General features: G+C 50.9%; 14 protein-coding genes. 13 read left to right on the forward strand and 1 reads right to left on the reverse strand.

Features of this window, described 5'->3' with window-relative positions; all coding sequences use genetic code 11:
* The first annotated feature begins 100 nt into the window (after positions 1-100).
* The 9 genes from rpsA to K0335_RS00410 all read left to right on the forward strand — a co-directional run bounded on the left by rpsA (position 101) and on the right by K0335_RS00410 (position 10,746).
* Positions 101-1,774, forward strand: a complete 1,674-nt coding sequence (gene rpsA, locus K0335_RS00370) for a 30S ribosomal protein S1 (RefSeq protein ID WP_000140320.1) — start codon at positions 101-103, stop codon at positions 1,772-1,774.
* Between the two features lie 159 nt (positions 1,775-1,933).
* Positions 1,934-2,218 (forward strand): integration host factor subunit beta, encoded by a 285-nt coding sequence (gene ihfB, locus K0335_RS00375; RefSeq protein ID WP_000167338.1) that lies wholly within the window; start codon positions 1,934-1,936, stop codon positions 2,216-2,218.
* 202 nt (positions 2,219-2,420) lie between these two features.
* On the forward strand, positions 2,421-4,685 hold the full coding sequence (locus K0335_RS00380; RefSeq protein ID WP_104919619.1) for a ComEC family protein: 2,265 nt from the start codon (positions 2,421-2,423) through the stop codon (positions 4,683-4,685).
* Between the two features lie 36 nt (positions 4,686-4,721).
* The gene (msbA, locus tag K0335_RS00385; protein ID WP_000551253.1) at positions 4,722-6,470 is read left to right on the forward strand and encodes a lipid A ABC transporter ATP-binding protein/permease MsbA; all 1,749 of its coding nucleotides are present in this window, start codon (positions 4,722-4,724) and stop codon (positions 6,468-6,470) included.
* Positions 6,467-7,453: a tetraacyldisaccharide 4'-kinase gene (gene lpxK / locus K0335_RS00390; RefSeq protein WP_000572825.1), complete on the forward strand. Its 987-nt coding sequence runs from the start codon at positions 6,467-6,469 to the stop codon at positions 7,451-7,453. Before msbA ends, lpxK begins: the two co-directional genes overlap by 4 nt.
* A gap of 36 nt (positions 7,454-7,489) precedes the next feature.
* Positions 7,490-8,722 (forward strand): winged helix-turn-helix domain-containing protein, encoded by a 1,233-nt coding sequence (locus K0335_RS00395; RefSeq protein WP_000058082.1) that lies wholly within the window; start codon positions 7,490-7,492, stop codon positions 8,720-8,722.
* Positions 8,723-8,774: 52 nt separating this feature from the next.
* On the forward strand, positions 8,775-8,957 hold the full coding sequence (gene ycaR, locus K0335_RS00400) for a protein YcaR (RefSeq protein WP_000350053.1): 183 nt from the start codon (positions 8,775-8,777) through the stop codon (positions 8,955-8,957).
* On the forward strand, positions 8,954-9,700 hold the full coding sequence (gene kdsB, locus K0335_RS00405; protein ID WP_000011564.1) for a 3-deoxy-manno-octulosonate cytidylyltransferase: 747 nt from the start codon (positions 8,954-8,956) through the stop codon (positions 9,698-9,700). The genes ycaR and kdsB overlap by 4 nt, the downstream gene beginning before the upstream one ends.
* A 152-nt stretch (positions 9,701-9,852) precedes the next feature.
* Positions 9,853-10,746, forward strand: coding sequence for a YcbJ family phosphotransferase (locus K0335_RS00410; RefSeq protein WP_000436940.1), 894 nt, complete (start codon positions 9,853-9,855; stop codon positions 10,744-10,746).
* On the opposite strand, the gene elyC is transcribed toward K0335_RS00410, so the two are convergent.
* Complete coding sequence (gene elyC, locus K0335_RS00415) at positions 10,723-11,502, reverse strand: envelope biogenesis factor ElyC (protein ID WP_000899542.1); 780 nt, start codon at positions 11,500-11,502, stop codon at positions 10,723-10,725. The two genes, K0335_RS00410 and elyC, sit on opposite strands and share 24 nt — an antisense overlap.
* 135 nt (positions 11,503-11,637) lie before the next feature.
* On the opposite strand from elyC, the gene cmoM reads away from it, so the two are divergent.
* Genes cmoM through mukB form a run of 4 tightly spaced genes read left to right on the forward strand, consistent with a single transcriptional unit; the run spans position 11,638 to position 18,887 of the window.
* On the forward strand, positions 11,638-12,423 hold the full coding sequence (gene cmoM / locus K0335_RS00420) for a tRNA uridine 5-oxyacetic acid(34) methyltransferase CmoM (RefSeq protein ID WP_001360537.1): 786 nt from the start codon (positions 11,638-11,640) through the stop codon (positions 12,421-12,423).
* Complete coding sequence (gene mukF / locus K0335_RS00425; RefSeq protein ID WP_001288847.1) at positions 12,420-13,742, forward strand: chromosome partition protein MukF; 1,323 nt, start codon at positions 12,420-12,422, stop codon at positions 13,740-13,742. Before cmoM ends, mukF begins: the two co-directional genes overlap by 4 nt.
* Positions 13,723-14,427 (forward strand): chromosome partition protein MukE, encoded by a 705-nt coding sequence (gene mukE, locus K0335_RS00430; RefSeq protein ID WP_024256410.1) that lies wholly within the window; start codon positions 13,723-13,725, stop codon positions 14,425-14,427. The genes mukF and mukE overlap by 20 nt, the downstream gene beginning before the upstream one ends.
* The gene (gene mukB, locus K0335_RS00435) at positions 14,427-18,887 is read left to right on the forward strand and encodes a chromosome partition protein MukB (RefSeq protein ID WP_104919621.1); all 4,461 of its coding nucleotides are present in this window, start codon (positions 14,427-14,429) and stop codon (positions 18,885-18,887) included. The genes mukE and mukB overlap by 1 nt, the downstream gene beginning before the upstream one ends.
* Positions 18,888-18,930 lie beyond the last annotated feature (43 nt).

Consider the following 18,930-nt stretch of genomic DNA (forward strand, 5'->3'; position numbering starts at 1 on the left):
TTGCAGTACCCCCGTTGCAATGGAATGACAGCGGGTATGTTAAACAACCCCATCCGGCACGGAGCCAGGTGGACGTTAAATATAAACCTGAAGATTAAACATGACTGAATCTTTTGCTCAACTCTTTGAAGAGTCCTTAAAAGAAATCGAAACCCGCCCGGGTTCTATCGTTCGTGGTGTTGTTGTTGCTATCGACAAAGACGTAGTACTGGTTGACGCTGGTCTGAAATCTGAGTCTGCCATTCCGGCTGAGCAGTTCAAAAACGCCCAGGGCGAAATTGAAATCCAGGTTGGTGACGAAGTTGACGTTGCTCTGGATGCAGTAGAAGACGGTTTCGGTGAAACCCTGCTGTCTCGTGAGAAAGCAAAACGTCACGAAGCGTGGCTGATGCTGGAAAAAGCTTACGAAGAAGCAGCAACCGTTACTGGTGTAATCAATGGCAAAGTCAAGGGCGGCTTCACTGTTGAGCTGAACGGTATTCGTGCGTTCCTGCCAGGTTCTCTGGTAGACGTTCGTCCGGTTCGTGACACCCTGCACCTGGAAGGCAAAGAGCTTGAATTCAAAGTAATCAAGCTGGACCAGAAGCGTAACAACGTTGTTGTTTCTCGTCGTGCTGTTATTGAGTCTGAAAACAGTGCAGAACGCGATCAGCTGCTGGAAAACCTGCAGGAAGGCATGGAAGTTAAAGGTATCGTTAAGAACCTCACTGACTACGGTGCATTCGTTGATCTGGGTGGTGTTGACGGTCTGCTGCACATCACCGACATGGCGTGGAAACGCGTTAAACATCCGAGCGAAATCGTAAACGTTGGCGACGAAATCACTGTTAAAGTGCTGAAGTTCGACCGCGAACGTACCCGTGTATCTCTGGGCCTGAAACAACTGGGCGAAGATCCGTGGGTAGCTATCGCTAAACGTTATCCGGAAGGTACCAAACTGACCGGTCGCGTGACCAACCTGACCGACTACGGCTGCTTCGTTGAAATCGAAGAAGGCGTTGAAGGCCTGGTACACGTTTCCGAAATGGATTGGACCAACAAAAACATCCACCCGTCCAAAGTTGTTAACGTTGGCGATGTAGTGGAAGTGATGGTTCTGGATATCGACGAAGAACGTCGTCGTATCTCCCTGGGTCTGAAGCAGTGCAAATCTAACCCATGGCAGCAGTTCGCGGAAACCCACAACAAGGGCGACCGTGTTGAAGGTAAAATCAAGTCTATCACTGACTTCGGTATCTTCATCGGGCTGGACGGCGGTATCGACGGCCTGGTTCACCTGTCTGACATCTCCTGGAACGTTGCAGGCGAAGAAGCAGTTCGTGAATACAAAAAAGGCGACGAAATCGCAGCAGTTGTACTGCAGGTTGATGCAGAACGTGAACGTATCTCCCTGGGCGTTAAGCAGCTCGCAGAAGATCCGTTCAACAACTGGGTTGCTCTGAACAAGAAAGGCGCTATTGTGACCGGTAAAGTAACTGCAGTTGACGCTAAAGGCGCAACCGTAGAACTGGCTGACGGCGTTGAAGGTTACCTGCGTGCTTCTGAAGCATCCCGTGACCGCGTTGAAGACGCTACCCTGGTTCTGAGCGTTGGCGACGAAGTTGAAGCTAAATTCACCGGCGTTGATCGTAAAAACCGCGCAATCAGCCTGTCTGTTCGTGCGAAAGACGAAGCTGACGAGAAAGATGCAATCGCAACTGTTAACAAACAGGAAGATGCAAACTTCTCTAACAATGCAATGGCTGAAGCTTTCAAAGCAGCTAAAGGCGAGTAATTCTCTGACTCTTCGGGATTTTTATCCCGAAGTTTGTTGAGTTTACTTGACAGATTGCAGGTTTCGTCCTGTAATCAAGCACTAAGGGCGGCTACGGCCGCCCTTAATCAATGCAACAACAGCAGCCGCTAAATTTGCCTTTAAGGAACCGGAGGAAACATGACCAAGTCAGAATTGATTGAAAGACTTGCAACCCAGCAATCGCATATTCCTGCCAAAGTGGTTGAAGATGCCGTTAAAGAGATGCTGGAGCATATGGCCTCGACTCTTGCGCAGGGCGAGCGTATTGAAATCCGCGGTTTCGGCAGTTTCTCTTTGCACTACCGCGCACCTCGCACCGGACGTAACCCAAAAACTGGTGATAAAGTTGAACTTGAAGGCAAATATGTGCCGCACTTTAAGCCAGGTAAAGAACTGCGCGATCGCGCCAATATTTACGGTTGAGTTTTAAAAAACTTAATCGCGAAAAGCACCTAAGTGGTGCTTTTTTATTGTCTGTATCCGACTTCTGGAAGTAGCCTCGCATTTCTGCCTGCATATTACATGACATAAGTAAATTGTGCTGAAAGCCTCTCGAAAATAATAAAACCCGTAACTGACGCCGTCTCAAATTACTCGCACACTACCCGCAACATGGAGGTGTGCAGTGAAAATTACATCTATTAGCATTTGCGTCTTATTCGGTATTTTCCCGCTAACCTTATTACCAACATTACCTGGCTTCCCTGTCATAGCGATTCTTTTTGTTACTGCATGCGTGCTGGCTTTAATTCCACGACAACCGCTGCGCTATTTGGCTCTGACTTTGCTCTTTTTTCTGTGGGGGATTCTGGCTGCCAAACAAATCACATGGCCTTCTGAAGTTTTACCGACTGCGATACAGGAAGCCCAGGTTCTTATTACTGGTACTGATCATATGACAACCCATTATGGTCAGATTACCCATCTGTCAGGGAAACGCGTATTCCCTGCGCCTGGCATTGTTTTGTATGGTCAATATCTGCCGGGTGAAGTCTGTGCAGGCCAACGCTGGTTGATGAAATTAAAAGTCCGTGCAGTGCATGGGCAACTAAATGATGGTGGTTTTGACAGCCAACGATATGCGCTGGCTCAACATCAACCTCTCACTGGGCGATTTCTTAACGCAACTGCGATAGATGCGCGTTGTAGCTTACGTGCTGAGTATCTGGCTTCGATAACTCAGACTTTGGCTAATTATTTATGGAAACCGGTTATTTTAGGCCTGGGGATGGGAGAACGTTTATCAATCCCTCAGGAGATCAAGCGCATTATGCGTGATACCGGAACGGCCCATCTGATGGCTATTTCTGGATTGCATATTGCTTTTGCCGCAGTTCTCGCGGCAGGGATTATCCGGGGAATGCAGTTTTTATTGCCAGCCCAACGTATTTTCTGGCAAGTTCCTCTCATAGGCGGGGTAGGCTGTGCTATTTTTTATGCCTGGCTGACAGGTATGCAACCACCGGCCTTACGTACCGTTGTTGCTTTAACCGTCTGGGGAATGCTTAAAATAAGTGGCCGTCAATGGAGCGGATGGGACGTCTGGCTATGCTGCCTTGCAGCAATTTTAATAACCGATCCGATAGCGATACTTTCCGATAGTCTGTGGCTCTCCGCTTTTGCAGTTGCGGCGCTCATTTTTTGGTATCAATGGTGCCCATTGCCCTCGCTATCATTACCACGTTTACTTCGCCCTTTCGTTTCTCTGGTGCATTTGCAAATTGGTATCACGCTTTTATTGTTACCTGTTCAGATAGTTATTTTTCATGGTCTCAGTCTCAGTTCATTGATAGCCAATTTATTTGCTGTCCCGCTGGTTACTTTTATCTCTGTGCCCCTTATCCTGGCGGGTATGGTGATACACCTTACCGGACCACAAGTGCTTGAGCAGGGGCTCTGGTATTTAGCCGACTACTCACTGGCAATATTATTCCGGGCACTGGAGTTACTTCCTGGTGGTTGGGTAAATATCAGCGAGCAATGGCGATGGTTGGCATTTTCTCCGTGGCCTGGTTTGTTGATATGGCGGCTTAATGCCTGGAGAGCAGTTCCGTTTTTATGTTTATCAGGAATAATCCTTCTAAGTTGGCCGCTATGGAGAGCTCCACGTATTGATATATGGCAAGTGCATATGCTCGATGTAGGGCAGGGGCTGGCAATGGTGATTGAGCGAAACGGCAAAGCTATTCTCTATGATACGGGGCTTGCGTGGCCAGGAGGCGATAGTGGGCAACAACTCATCATTCCCTGGCTACGTTGGCATAACTTACAGCCTGAAGGCATCATTCTCAGCCACGAGCATCTTGATCATCGTGGAGGATTGGATTCTTTGTTAAAAATCTGGCCAGAAATGTGGGTCAGAAGTCCACTCGGATGGCAGAGTCATCTTCCCTGTATACGTGGTGAAACGTGGCAGTGGCAGGGACTTAACTTCTCCGCGCACTGGCCACTCAAGGTTGATTCGGAGCAGGGGAATAATCGCTCTTGTGTAGTCAAAATAGATGACGGCAAGCAGAGCATCTTGTTGACTGGCGATATCGAGGCTCCAGCTGAACAAAAAATGCTTAGTCACTATTGGCAGTACCTGGCGGCGACAATTATTCAGGTGCCCCATCATGGTAGTAATACATCCTCAACTCTGCCTTTGCTTCAACGGGTAAATGGCTCTGTCGCACTGGCATCAGCGTCGCGCTATAACGCGTGGCGTCTGCCTTCGTGGAAAGTAAAACAGCGATATCTGAAACAAGAATACCAATGGTTAGATACGCCCCATTCTGGGCAAATAACGGTCGATTTTTCTCCGCAAAGTTGGCAGATAAGCAGTATGAGGGAACAAATTTTACCGCGTTGGTATCATCAGTGGTTTGGCGTGTCAGAGGATAACGGGTAGAATATGCGGCTATTTCAACAAATGCTGGTTTTTTGAATGCATAACGACAAAGATCTCTCTACGTGGCAGACATTCCGCCGACTGTGGCCAACCATTGCGCCTTTTAAAGCGGGTCTGATCGTGGCGGGCATAGCGTTAATCCTCAACGCAGCCAGCGATACCTTTATGTTATCGCTGCTTAAGCCGCTGCTGGATGATGGCTTCGGTAAAACTGATCGCTCCGTACTGGTATGGATGCCACTGGTGGTGATCGGACTGATGATTTTACGTGGTATCACCAGCTATATCTCCAGCTACTGTATCTCCTGGGTTTCCGGCAAAGTGGTTATGACCATGCGTCGCCGTCTGTTCGGACATATGATGGGGATGCCCGTTTCATTCTTTGATAAACAATCTACCGGGACGTTGCTCTCTCGTATCACTTATGATTCTGAGCAGGTAGCGTCATCATCTTCTGGTGCACTGATTACTGTTGTACGCGAAGGCGCATCTATCATTGGTCTGTTTGCCATGATGTTCTATTACAGCTGGCAGTTGTCGATCATTTTGATTGTGCTGGCTCCGATTGTCTCGATTGCGATTCGTGTTGTGTCGAAACGTTTTCGTAGCATCAGCAAAAATATGCAGAACACCATGGGGCAGGTGACAACCAGCGCAGAACAGATGCTGAAAGGTCACAAAGAAGTGCTGATTTTTGGTGGCCAGGAAGTAGAAACGAAGCGTTTTGATAAAGTCAGCAACAAAATGCGTTTGCAAGGGATGAAGATGGTGTCTGCCTCTTCCATTTCTGATCCGATCATTCAGCTGATCGCATCTCTGGCACTCGCTTTTGTTCTCTATGCTGCAAGTTTCCCAAGTGTGATGGACAGCCTGACGGCAGGTACCATCACTGTCGTCTTCTCTTCAATGATTGCGTTGATGCGTCCGTTGAAGTCGCTGACTAACGTCAACGCTCAGTTCCAGCGCGGTATGGCGGCTTGTCAGACGCTGTTTACTATCCTCGATAGTGAACAAGAAAAAGACGAAGGTAAACGTGAGATTGAGCGCGCGACCGGTGATATTGAATTCCGTAATGTAACCTTTACTTATCCTGGGCGTGATGTACCTGCATTACGTAACATCAACCTTAAAATCCCGGCAGGTAAAACGGTTGCACTGGTTGGGCGTTCTGGTTCGGGCAAATCCACTATCGCCAGCCTGATAACACGCTTCTATGACATTGACGAAGGTGAGATCCTGATGGATGGCCATGACCTACGTGAATACAAACTGGCCTCGTTGCGTAATCAGGTTGCGTTAGTTTCCCAGAATGTGCATCTGTTTAATGACACGGTTGCCAACAATATTGCATATGCGCGAACAGAGCATTACAGCCGGGAGCAGATCGAAGAAGCGGCCCGTATGGCCTACGCTATGGACTTTATCAACAAAATGGACAATGGCCTTGATACTGTGATTGGTGAAAACGGTGTACTGCTTTCCGGGGGGCAGCGTCAACGTATCGCCATTGCACGAGCCTTACTGCGTGACAGTCCGATCCTGATTCTCGACGAAGCAACGTCGGCACTCGATACTGAATCCGAACGAGCTATTCAGGCAGCACTGGATGAACTGCAGAAAAACCGCACCTCACTGGTTATTGCCCACCGTTTGTCTACCATTGAGCAGGCCGATGAAATTGTTGTGGTTGAAGATGGTGTAATTGTTGAGCGCGGTACGCATAGTGATTTGCTGGCGCATCGTGGTGTCTATGCGCAACTGCATAAAATGCAATTTGGCCAATGATTGAACGTATCTGGTCCGGTGAATCGCCCTTGTGGCGGTTGTTATTACCACTCTCCTGGCTGTATGGCCTGGTGAGTGGTCTGATTCGCCTGTGCTATAAATTAGGATTAAAGCGTGCCTGGCGCGCGCCTGTTCCTGTGGTGGTGGTGGGGAATCTTACCGCGGGTGGTAATGGTAAAACGCCAGTTGTTATTTGGCTGGTAGAGCAACTGCAACAACGTGGCGTTCGGGTCGGTGTGGTGTCTCGCGGTTACGGTGGTAAAGCTGAGTCATATCCACTTTTGCTTAGTGACGATACTACTACCGCACAAGCTGGCGATGAGCCAGTACTGATTTATCAGCGTACAGGTGCTCCTGTTGCCGTTTCACCTGTTCGCAGCGATGCAGTAAAAGCGATTCTGACACAACATCCTGATATGCAGATTATCGTAACCGACGATGGGCTTCAGCATTATCGACTGGCGCGTGATGTTGAAGTTGTGGTGATTGATGGTGTACGTCGCTTCGGTAATGGCTGGTGGTTACCAGCCGGACCAATGCGAGAGCGTGCCGGGCGGTTAAAAACTGTAGATACTGTGATCGTTAACGGTGGTGTACCACGCAGCGGTGAAATCCCAATGCATCTTGCTCCAGGGCAGGCTGTTAATTTACGTACTGGCACCCGCTGCGATATAGCCAAACTTACGCATGTCGTTGCAATGGCTGGAATAGGGCACCCGCCGCGCTTTTTCGCCACGCTGAAAATGTGCGGCGTTAACCCGGAAAAATGTGTACCGTTGGCCGATCACCAGTCACTTACGCACTCAGATGTTTGCGCATTGTTGAACAGTGGGCAAACATTGGTCATGACCGAAAAAGATGCCGTAAAATGTCGTGCATTTGCGGAAGATAATTGGTGGTATCTCCCAGTAGATGCCCGATTTGCGGGGCATGAACCAGAGCAACTTCTTGCAAAACTTATTTCGCTGGCTTCAGGTGAATAGTAACGCTGTGGCGGCACTTGATTGACGAGGTCATAAATGTCGCTGCAGCACCTTACCCTTACAGATGCCCGTAATCTCCATCTTGCTGCGCAGGGGATGCTAAAAAAACCTCGTCGTCGTGCGCAACCAGCCGATATTCCAGCGATCATTTCACGCATGTCTTTGCTGCAAATCGACACTATCAATGTTGTTGCTCGTAGTCCTTATCTGGTGCTTTTCAGCCGCCTTGGTCAGTACCAACCAGAGTGGCTGGATGAATCCCTTCTAAATGGCGAACTGATGGAATACTGGGCCCATGAGGCTTGTTTTCTGCCTCGCAGTGATTTTCATTTAATTCGCCACCGCATGCTTATGCCTGAAAAGATGGGCTGGAAATACAAAGATACCTGGATGAAAGCGCATGTGGCGGAGATTGAGCAATTAATCCAGCATATTCAGTTGCATGGCCCCGTACGTGCTGCTGATTTTGAACATCCGCAAAAAGGAACGACCGGCTGGTGGGAATGGAAACCGCATAAACGCCATCTTGAAGGGCTATTTACAGCAGGCAAAGTCATGGTGGTTGAAAGGCGTAAATTTCAGCGAGTATATGATTTAACAGATCGCGTTATGCCACATTGGGATGATGAACGTGATCTCCTTTCTCAGGAAGAGGCGGAGCTGCTTATGCTGGACAATAGTGCAAGGAGCCTTGGGATTTTCCGGGAACAATGGTTGGCAGACTATTACCGCCTGAAACGCCCAAACATTAAGATGTGGCGAGAAATAAGAGCAGAACAGCAGCAAATTATCCCGGTGAGTGTCGAGCATTTAGGCCCAATGTGGCTACATGCTGAAATGCGGCCTCTTCTTGAGTTAGTAGGAGCTGGCAAGCTCGTCGCGACCCATAGTGCGGTCCTTTCCCCCTTTGATCCTGTCGTTTGGGATCGTAAGAGAGCTGAACAACTTTTTGATTTTAGCTATCGCCTTGAGTGCTACACACCAGCCACGAAACGTCACTATGGTTATTTCGTGCTACCTTTGCTGCATCGCGGACAACTGGTAGGACGAATGGACGCCAAAATGCATCGCAAGAACGGGGTATTGGATGTTATCTCACTGTATTTGCAGGAAGGCGTCAAATCTGGAGCAATGTTACAAAAAGGCGTGCATCAGGCTATTTCTGATTTTGCACGGTGGCAGTTGGCGAATCGCATTACACTCGGAAATTGCCCACGAGATTTGTTCGCTGATTGCCGTCAGGGTTGGGAAATAGACCCTGCCTCGTAATTGAATATGGTAAGATTTGTAAATTCACTTTTCGATCTCCTCCGGAGGAATAATGGATCATCGTCTGCTTGAAATCATCGCCTGCCCGGTTTGCAACGGCAAACTTTGGTATAACCAGGAAAAACAAGAACTCATATGCAAACTGGATAAACTGGCGTTTCCATTACGTGACGGCATTCCAGTTTTGCTGGAAACAGAAGCTCGGGTACTCACCAGCGAGGAGAGCCAATCATGAGTTTCGTGGTGATTATCCCGGCGCGTTTTGCCTCTACTCGCTTGCCAGGTAAACCGCTGCTGGATATCAATGGGAAGCCAATGATTGTGCATGTACTGGAACGTGCGCGTGAATCAGGAGCAGAGCGTATCATTGTGGCTACTGACCATGAAGATGTCGCTCGTGCTGTTGAAGCAGCTGGCGGTGAAGTTTGTATGACGCGAGCTGATCATCAATCGGGTACTGAACGGCTGGCTGAAGTTGTCGAAAAATGTGGATTCAGCGACGATACGGTCATCGTCAATGTTCAGGGCGATGAGCCGATGATACCTGCGGTTATTATTCGTCAGGTGGCAGAGAACCTTGCTCAACGCCAGGTGGGAATGGCAACGCTGGCAGCTCCTGTTCATAGCGCGGAAGAAGCATTTAATCCAAATGTGGTAAAAGTCGTTCTTGATTCTGAAGGGTATGCGCTGTATTTCTCTCGTGCCACCATTCCGTGGGATCGCGACCGTTTTGCCAAAGGTCTGGAAACTGTTGGTGATAACTTCCTGCGTCATCTGGGAATTTATGGATACCGTGCTGGTTTTATCCGCCGTTATGTTAACTGGCAGCCAAGCCCACTGGAGCATATTGAGATGCTCGAACAGCTTCGAGTGCTGTGGTATGGCGAAAAGATTCATGTTGCCGTTGCTGAACAAGTGCCGGGAACAGGCGTAGATACCGCTGAAGATCTGGAACGTGTACGCGCTGAAATGCGCTAACACCTGCTACGACACTCCGATTAATTATGAGAGGAGTGTCGAACCCTTACGAATTTCCTTAATTTATCCTTTCGATAATTGATCTCATTCATGTGACATATTTCTTTCTGGCGCTCATTATAAAAGCAGTAGCTTTTATGAGGGTTATCTGAATGGAACAGCTGCGTGCCGAATTAAGCCATTTACTAGGCGAAAGATTGAGTCGTATAGAGTGTGTGAATGAAAAAGCAGACACAACTCTGTGGTCATTGTATGACAGTCAGGGAAACCCGGTGCCGTTAATGGCGCGAAGCTTTTCGACAACCGGCGTCGCACGCCAACTTGCCTGGAAGACTACCATGTTGGCTCGCGGCGGTACTGTTCGTATGCCAACTATCTATGGCGTGATGACTCACGAAGACCATCCAGGGCCGGATGTTCTGTTGCTGGAGCGCCTGGAGGGCGTTTCAGTCGAAGCTCCCGCACGAACTCCAGAGCGTTGGCAACAATTAAAAGATCAGATTGTTGAAGGGTTACTGGCCTGGCATCGACAGGATAGCCGTGGTTGCGTTGGTGCCGTGGATAATACTCAGGAAAATATCTGGCCCTCATGGTATCGCCAGCGAATTGACACGCTGTGGACTACCCTGGGGCAGTTCAGTAATACCGGGCTTACCATGCAGGATAAACGGATATTATTTCGGACACGTGAATGTTTACCGGCATTATTCGAAGGCTTTAACGACAATTGTGTGCTGATTCACGGTAACTTCTGTTTACGCAGTATGCTAAAAGATTCCCGTAGCGATCAGCTTTTGGCGATGGTCGGCCCAGGATTAATGCTCTGGGCACCCCGAGAATATGAATTATTTCGTCTGATGGATAATCCAATGGCTGAAGATTTACTCTGGTGTTATTTGCAACACGCGCCAGTGGCGGAGTCGTTCATCTGGCGGCGTTGGTTGTATGTGTTATGGGATGAAGTTGCGCAACTGGTTAATACCGGACGATTTAGTCGGCGCAACTTCGATCTGGCATCAAAATCACTCTTGCCGTGGCTCGCCTGACGAACCTTTCAACCACTGCCAGATGCGGCCAAGCGTTTCATAGCCAACACGATCGCTATGCATTAACCAGACTGGAGAAGGGATTGCGCGTTCCCACGGATTAAGCGGCGAGTCGATGGCCAACTGGTTCGCCGGGGCTGGCAGCGGATTTAACCCTTCCTGCTGAAAAAAGATCATCGCCCGCGGCAGATGTGATGCGGAGGTCACCAGCAGGAAAGGGGCGTCACCAATTGCCTGTTTCACTGCCGCAGCTTCTTCTTCGGTATCTTTTGGCAAATCCAGAGTGATAATTTGCTCGCGCGGCACGCCCAGCGATTGCGCAACTCGGGCACCTACTTCGGCTGTACTCACCGTATTGGTTTTTGCTACGCCTCCCGTGAAGATCAGTTTTGATCCCGGATTTTCGCGCCATAAGCGGATACCTTCATTCAGGCGTGGCAGACTGTTATTGATTAAATTCGAGCTCGGTGCCCATTGTGGGTTCCAGGTATAACCACCTCCGAGCACCACGATATAGTCCACTTTTTGCGAATTATTCCATGTCGGATAGGTGCTTTCGATGGGACGCAGCAGGCGGTCGGCTACCGGTTGCAAACTCAATAACAAGAGCGCCAGCCACCCAATACTAATGAAAATCTTCCCCGTTTTTTGAAAACGGCTAAACCACAGCAGCGCCAGGCCAGCGCCAATAATCAACAACATCAGCGGAAGTGGCAGCAGCATACCGCCAATCACTTTTTTCAGTGTAAAAAGCATCCTTTCTGGTTCCTTTTTTGACCATATAGCAAGGGATCGCCAGCGATATTACACCAGACGGGTTCATTCTCGCCGTGGCTGTGACAAAATAGCGTCTTTATCAGAAAACGTCTTAGCCAACCGGTGGAGAAAGCAATGCAGGATCGCAATTTTGATGATATTGCGGAAAAGTTTTCCCGTAACATTTACGGCACCACCAAAGGGCAGCTTCGACAGGCTATTCTGTGGCAGGATCTCGATCGCGTGCTGGCGGAAATGGGCTCGCAAAAACTGCGTGTGCTGGATGCTGGCGGTGGAGAAGGGCAGACCGCAATCAAAATGGCCGAGCGTGGGCATCAGGTCATTTTATGCGATCTTTCAGCGCAGATGATCGACCGCGCAAAACAGGCGGCAGAAGCAAAAGGTGTGAGCGACAACATGCAATTTATACATTGCGCCGCTCAGGATGTTGCTTCGCATTTGGAAACGCCCGTTGATCTGATATTGTTCCATGCGGTGCTCGAGTGGGTGGCCGATCCCCGCAGCGTATTGCAGACCCTGTGGTCAGTGTTACGTCCAGGCGGTGTGTTGTCGTTAATGTTCTACAATGCGCACGGCTTGCTGATGCATAACATGGTTGCAGGGAATTTTGATTACGTGCAGGCGGGAATGCCGAAAAAGAAAAAACGGACGCTTTCGCCAGATTATCCACGCGACCCGGCGCAGGTTTATCTGTGGCTGGAAGAAGCTGGTTGGCAAATTATGGGTAAGACAGGCGTTCGCGTGTTTCATGATTATCTGCGAGAGAAGCACCAGCAGCGCGACTGCTATGAAGCATTACTTGAATTAGAAACGCGTTATTGCCGTCAGGAACCGTATATTACCCTGGGGCGTTATATTCATGTCACCGCGCGCAAACCGCAGAGCAAGGATAAAGTATGAGTGAATTTTCCCAGACAGTCCCCGAACTGGTTGCCTGGGCCAGAAAAAATGACTTCTCCATCTCGCTGCCGGTAGACCGACTCTCTTTTCTGCTGGCGGTTGCCACGCTGAACGGCGAGCGTCTGGATGGTGAGATGAGTGAAGGCGAGCTGGTGGATGCATTCCGCCATGTGAGTGATGCGTTTGAGCAAACCAGCGAAACCATCGGCGTGCGCGCCAACAACGCGATCAACGACATGGTGCGTCAACGTCTGCTGAACCGCTTTACCAGCGAGCAGGCTGAAGGGAACGCAATTTACCGTCTGACGCCGCTTGGCATCGGTATTACCGATTACTACATCCGTCAACGCGAGTTTTCTACGTTGCGCCTTTCTATGCAGTTGTCGATTGTGGCGGGTGAGCTTAAACGCGCAGCAGATGCCGCCGAAGAGGGCGGTGATGAGTTTCACTGGCACCGTAATGTCTATGCGCCACTGAAATATTCGGTAGCAGAAATTTTCGACAGCATCGACCTGACGCAACGTCTGATGGACGAACAGCAGCAGCAGGTGAAAGATGATATCGCCCAGTTGCTGAACAAAGACTGGCGGGCGGCGATTTCCAGCTGCGAATTGTTGCTTTCGGAAACTTCCGGAACGCTGCGTGAATTGCAGGATACGCTGGAAGCGGCAGGTGATAAATTGCAGGCTAATCTGTTACGCATTCAGGATGCGACGATGACTCATGACGACCTGCATTTTGTCGATCGTCTGGTGTTCGATCTGCAAAGCAAGCTCGACCGTATTATCAGCTGGGGCCAGCAATCCATCGACTTATGGATTGGCTACGACCGCCACGTACACAAATTTATTCGTACCGCTATCGATATGGATAAAAATCGCGTCTTTGCTCAGCGGTTACGTCAGTCGGTTCAAACCTATTTTGATGAGCCGTGGGCGCTAACTTATGCCAATGCCGATCGTCTGCTGGATATGCGTGACGAAGAGATGGCACTGCGCGATGAAGAAGTGACTGGGGAACTTCCTGAGGATCTGGAGTACGAAGAGTTTAATGAGATCCGCGAACAGCTGGCGGCGATCATCGAAGAACAACTTGCCGTGTACAAAACCAGACAAGTGCCGCTGGATCTTGGTCTGGTGGTACGCGAATATCTGGCGCAGTATCCGCGTGCGCGTCACTTTGACGTTGCGCGTATTGTTATTGATCAGGCGGTACGCCTTGGCGTAGCGCAAGCAGATTTCACCGGACTGCCAGCGAAATGGCAGCCGATTAATGATTACGGAGCCAAGGTACAGGCGCATGTCATCGACAAATATTGAACAAGTGATGCCGGTTAAGCTGGCGCAGGCACTGGCGAATCCGTTATTTCCGGCGCTGGATAGCGCCTTACGTTCAGGCCGTCATATTGGCCTTGACGAACTGGATAATCATGCATTCCTGATGGATTTTCAGGAATATCTGGAAGAGTTTTACGCGCGTTATAACGTTGAGCTTATTCGCGCACCGGAGGGGTTCTTCTATTTACGCCCACGTTCCACCACGCTGATCCCACGTTCCGTCTTGTCAGAACTGGATATGATGGTCGGGAAAATCCTCTGTTATCTCTATCTCAGTCCGGAACGGCTGGCGAATGAGGGGATTTTCACCCAGCAGGAATTGTACGACGAACTGCTCACCCTGGCCGATGAAGCAAAATTGCTGAAACTGGTGAACAATCGTTCTACTGGTTCAGACGTTGACCGGCAGAAGTTGCAGGAAAAAGTACGCTCTTCGCTCAACCGTCTGCGTCGCTTAGGCATGGTGTGGTTTATGGGCCATGACAGCAGTAAGTTCCGCATTACCGAATCGGTGTTCCGCTTCGGAGCCGATGTGCGTGCTGGCGACGATCCCCGTGAAGCACAGCGTCGCCTGATTCGTGATGGCGAAGCAATGCCGATTGAAAATCATCTGCAACTCAACGATGAAACCCAAGAGAATCAGCCAGATAGCGGAGAGGAAGAATAATGATTGAACGCGGTAAATTTCGCTCACTGACGCTGATTAACTGGAACGGTTTTTTTGCTCGCACCTTTGACCTGGATGAGCTGGTCACGACGCTTTCCGGCGGTAACGGTGCGGGTAAATCCACCACGATGGCGGCGTTTGTGACGGCGCTCATTCCCGACCTGACCCTGCTGCATTTCCGTAACACCACGGAGGCCGGGGCCACCAGCGGTTCGCGCGATAAAGGTCTGCACGGTAAGCTGAAAGCGGGTGTCTGTTATTCGATGCTCGACACCATTAACTCGCGCCACCAGCGCGTGGTGGTCGGTGTGCGTCTGCAACAGGTTGCCGGGCGCGATCGTAAAGTGGATATCAAACCATTTGCCATTCAGGGCTTGCCGATGTCGGTGCAGCCGACACAACTGGTGACCGAAACCCTGAATGAACGTCAGGCGCGCGTGCTCCCGCTTAACGAGCTGAAAGACAAGCTCGAGGCGATGGAAGGCGTGCAGTTTAAACAGTTCAACTCCATTACCGATTACCACTCGCTGATGTTCGATCTGGGCATCATCGCACGTCGTCTGCGCTCAGCGTCTGATCGTAGTAAATTCTATCGTCTGATTGAAGCTTCGCTGTATGGCGGGATCTCCAGCGCCATTACCCGTTCTCTGCGCGACTACCTGTTGCCAGAAAATAGCGGTGTGCGTAAAGCGTTCCAGGACATGGAAGCGGCGCTGCGTGAAAACCGTATGACGCTGGAAGCGATTCGTGTTACCCAGTCTGACCGTGACTTGTTCAAGCATCTGATCAGCGAAGCTACCAACTACGTGGCGGCGGACTACATGCGCCACGCCAACGAGCGCCGTGTTCACCTGGATAAAGCGCTGGAGTTTCGTCGTGAGCTTCACACTTCGCGTCAGCAACTGGCGGCTGAGCAGTACAAACACGTCGATATGGCGCGTGAACTGGCAGAGCACAACGGTGCCGAAGGCGATCTGGAAGCGGATTATCAGGCGGCCAGCGATCACCTGAACCTGGTGCAAACCGCACTGCGTCAGCAGGAAAAGATTGAACGCTACGAAGCGGATCTTGATGAGTTGCAGGTCCGCCTGGAAGAGCAAAACGAAGTGGTGGCAGAAGCCATCGAGCGCCAGGAAGAGAACGAGGCTCGTGCGGAAGCTGCCGAGCTGGAAGTGGACGAGCTGAAAAGCCAGCTTGCTGACTACCAGCAGGCGCTGGACGTCCAGCAAACGCGCGCGATCCAGTACAACCAGGCGATTGCTGCGCTTAATCGTGCCAAAGAACTGTGCCATCTGCCGGACTTAACCGCCGACAGCGCCGCCGAATGGCTGGAAACCTTTCAGGCGAAAGAGCTGGAAGCGACTGAAAAAATGCTCTCTCTTGAGCAGAAAATGAGCATGGCGCAAACCGCGCACAGCCAGTTTGAACAGGCTTATCAGCTGGTGGTCGCAATCAACGGCCCGCTGGCGCGTAACGAGGCGTGGGATGTCGCCCGCGAACTATTGCGCGAAGGGGTCGATCAGCGTCACCTGGCAGAGCAGGTTCAGCCGTTGCGGATGCGCTTAAGCGAACTGGAACAGCGTCTGCGCGAGCAGCAAGAAGCTGAGCGTCTGTTGGCAGATTTCTGCAAACGTCAGGGCAAGAATTTTGATATCGACGAACTGGAAGCCCTGCATCAGGAGCTGGAAGCGCGCATTGCCTCTCTTTCCGACAGTGTTTCTAACGCCCGCGAAGAGCGTATGGCACTGCGTCAGGAGCAGGAACAGCTGCAGTCTCGCATTCAGAGTTTGATGCAGCGTGCGCCGGTTTGGCTGGCCGCGCAAAACAGTCTCAACCAGTTGAGCGAACAGTGCGGTGAAGCGTTCTCCTCCAGCCAGGACGTCACCGAATATCTGCAACAGTTGCTTGAGCGTGAGCGCGAAGCGATTGTTGAACGTGACGAAGTTGGCGCACGCAAAAACGCCGTCGATGAAGAGATCGAACGTTTAAGCCAGCCTGGCGGCTCTGAAGATCAGCGTCTGAACGCGCTGGCAGAGCGTTTTGGTGGTGTGCTGCTGTCAGAAATTTATGACGACGTTAGCCTGGAAGATGCGCCGTACTTCTCAGCGCTGTATGGCCCGTCACGCCACGCCATCGTGGTGCCAGATCTGTCACAGGTAACCGAACACCTGGAAGGCTTGACCGATTGCCCGGAAGATCTCTATCTGATCGAAGGGGATCCGCAGTCATTCGATGACAGCGTGTTCAGCGTTGATGAGCTGGAAAAAGCGGTAGTGGTGAAAATCGCCGATCGTCAGTGGCGTTATTCACGTTTCCCGGAAGTGCCGCTGTTTGGTCGTGCTGCTCGCGAAAGCCGCATCGAAAGCCTCCATGCCGAACGTGAAGTGCTTTCCGAACGCTTCGCCACACTCTCTTTTGATGTACAGAAAACCCAGCGTCTGCATCAGGCGTTCAGCCGCTTTATAGGTAGTCATCTGGCGGTGGCGTTTGAGTCTGACCCGGAAGCAGAAATCCGTCAACTGAACAGCCGTCGCGTCGAACTGGAGCGGGCGTTGAGTAATCATGAAAATGATAACCAGCAGCAGCGTATTCAGTTTGAGCAGGCGAAAGAGGGCGTTACGGCGCTGAACCGCATTCTGCCGCGTCTTAACCTGCTGGCTGATGACAGCCTGGCGGATCGCGTCGATGAAATCCGCGAACGTCTGGATGAAGCCCAGGAAGCCGCGCGTTTTGTTCAGCAGTTTGGCAATCAACTGGCGAAACTGGAACCGATCGTTTCGGTATTGCAGAGCGACCCGGAACAGTTCGAACAGTTAAAAGAAGATTACGCGTACTCTCAGCAGATGCAGCGCGATGCCCGTCAGCAGGCGTTTGCCCTGACGGAAGTGGTGCAGCGTCGTGCGCACTTTAGCTACTCTGACTCGGCAGAAATGCTTAGCGGTAACAGCGATCTCAACGAAAAACTGCGTGAACGTCTGGAACAGGCGGAAGCGGAGCGTACCCGCGCTCGTGAAGCGTTGCGCGGACACGCCGCGCAGTTAAGTCAGTACAATCAGGTACTGGCTTCGCTGAAAAGTTCGTATGACACCAAAAAAGAGCTACTCAACGATCTGCAACGTGAATTGCAGGATATCGGCGTGCGTGCTGATAGCGGGGCAGAAGAGCGGGCACGTATTCGCCGTGACGAGCTGCACGCGCAACTGAGCAATAACCGTGCACGTCGCAACCAACTGGAAAAAGCGCTTACCTTCTGCGAAGCGGAGATGGACAACCTGACCCGCAAACTGCGCAAGCTGGAGCGTGATTACTTTGAGATGCGCGAGCAGGTAGTGACCGCGAAAGCGGGCTGGTGTGCAGTCATGCGCATGGTGAAAGATAACGGCGTTGAGCGCCGCTTACACCGTCGTGAGCTGGCTTATCTCTCCGCTGATGATTTGCGTTCCATGTCGGATAAGGCGTTAGGCGCGCTGCGTCTGGCGGTGGCGGATAATGAACATCTGCGCGACGTGCTGCGTTTGTCAGAAGATCCAAAACGTCCGGAGCGTAAAATTCAGTTCTTCGTGGCGGTTTATCAGCATCTGCGTGAACGTATTCGTCAGGATATTATTCGTACCGATGATCCGGTGGAAGCTATCGAACAGATGGAGATCGAACTTAGCCGTCTGACCGAGGAGTTAACGTCCCGCGAACAGAAACTGGCGATCAGTTCCCGCAGCGTGGCGAACATCATCCGTAAAACTATTCAGCGCGAGCAGAACCGTATCCGTATGCTCAACCAGGGCTTGCAGAACGTATCGTTCGGTCAGGTGAACAGCGTGCGCCTCAACGTGAACGTGCGTGAAACGCACGCCATGCTGCTGGATGTGCTCTCTGAACAGCACGAGCAACATCAGGATCTGTTTAACAGCAACCGTCTGACCTTCTCGGAAGCGCTGGCGAAACTGTATCAGCGCCTTAATCCGCAGATTGATATGGGGCAGCGCACGCCGCAGACCATCGGTGAAGAACTGCTGGATTACCGCAACTATCTTGAAATGGAAGTTGAGGTTAACCGTGGTTCCGATGGCTGGTTGCGCGCGGAATCTGGTGCATTGTCGACCGGTGAGGCTATTGGTACCGGTATGTCGATTCTGGTGATGGTGGTACAGAGTTGGGAAGATGAATCTCGCCGCTTGCGCGGTAAAGATATCTCTCCTTGCCGTCTGCTGTTCCTTGATGAAGCAGCGCGACTGGATGCCCGTTCCATCGCCACGCTGTTTGAATTGTGTGAGCGTTTGCAAATGCAGCTCATCATCGCAGCGCCGGAAAATATCAGCCCGGAAAAAGGCACCACCTATAAACTGGTGCGTAAAGTCTTCCAGAATACCGAACACGTTCACGTAGTCGGTCTGCGTGGTTTTACACCGCAACTCCCTGAAACGCTTCCAGGCACGGTGGATGCGCCTTCTGAAGCAAGCTAAATCCTCAGGCGGCTGCAAAGCCGCCTTCTTCTTTTCCGAAAAG

Origin of the sequence: Escherichia sp. GZ89, assembly GCF_019366485.1 — a bacterium.
GTDB lineage: Bacteria > Pseudomonadota > Gammaproteobacteria > Enterobacterales > Enterobacteriaceae > Escherichia > Escherichia fergusonii.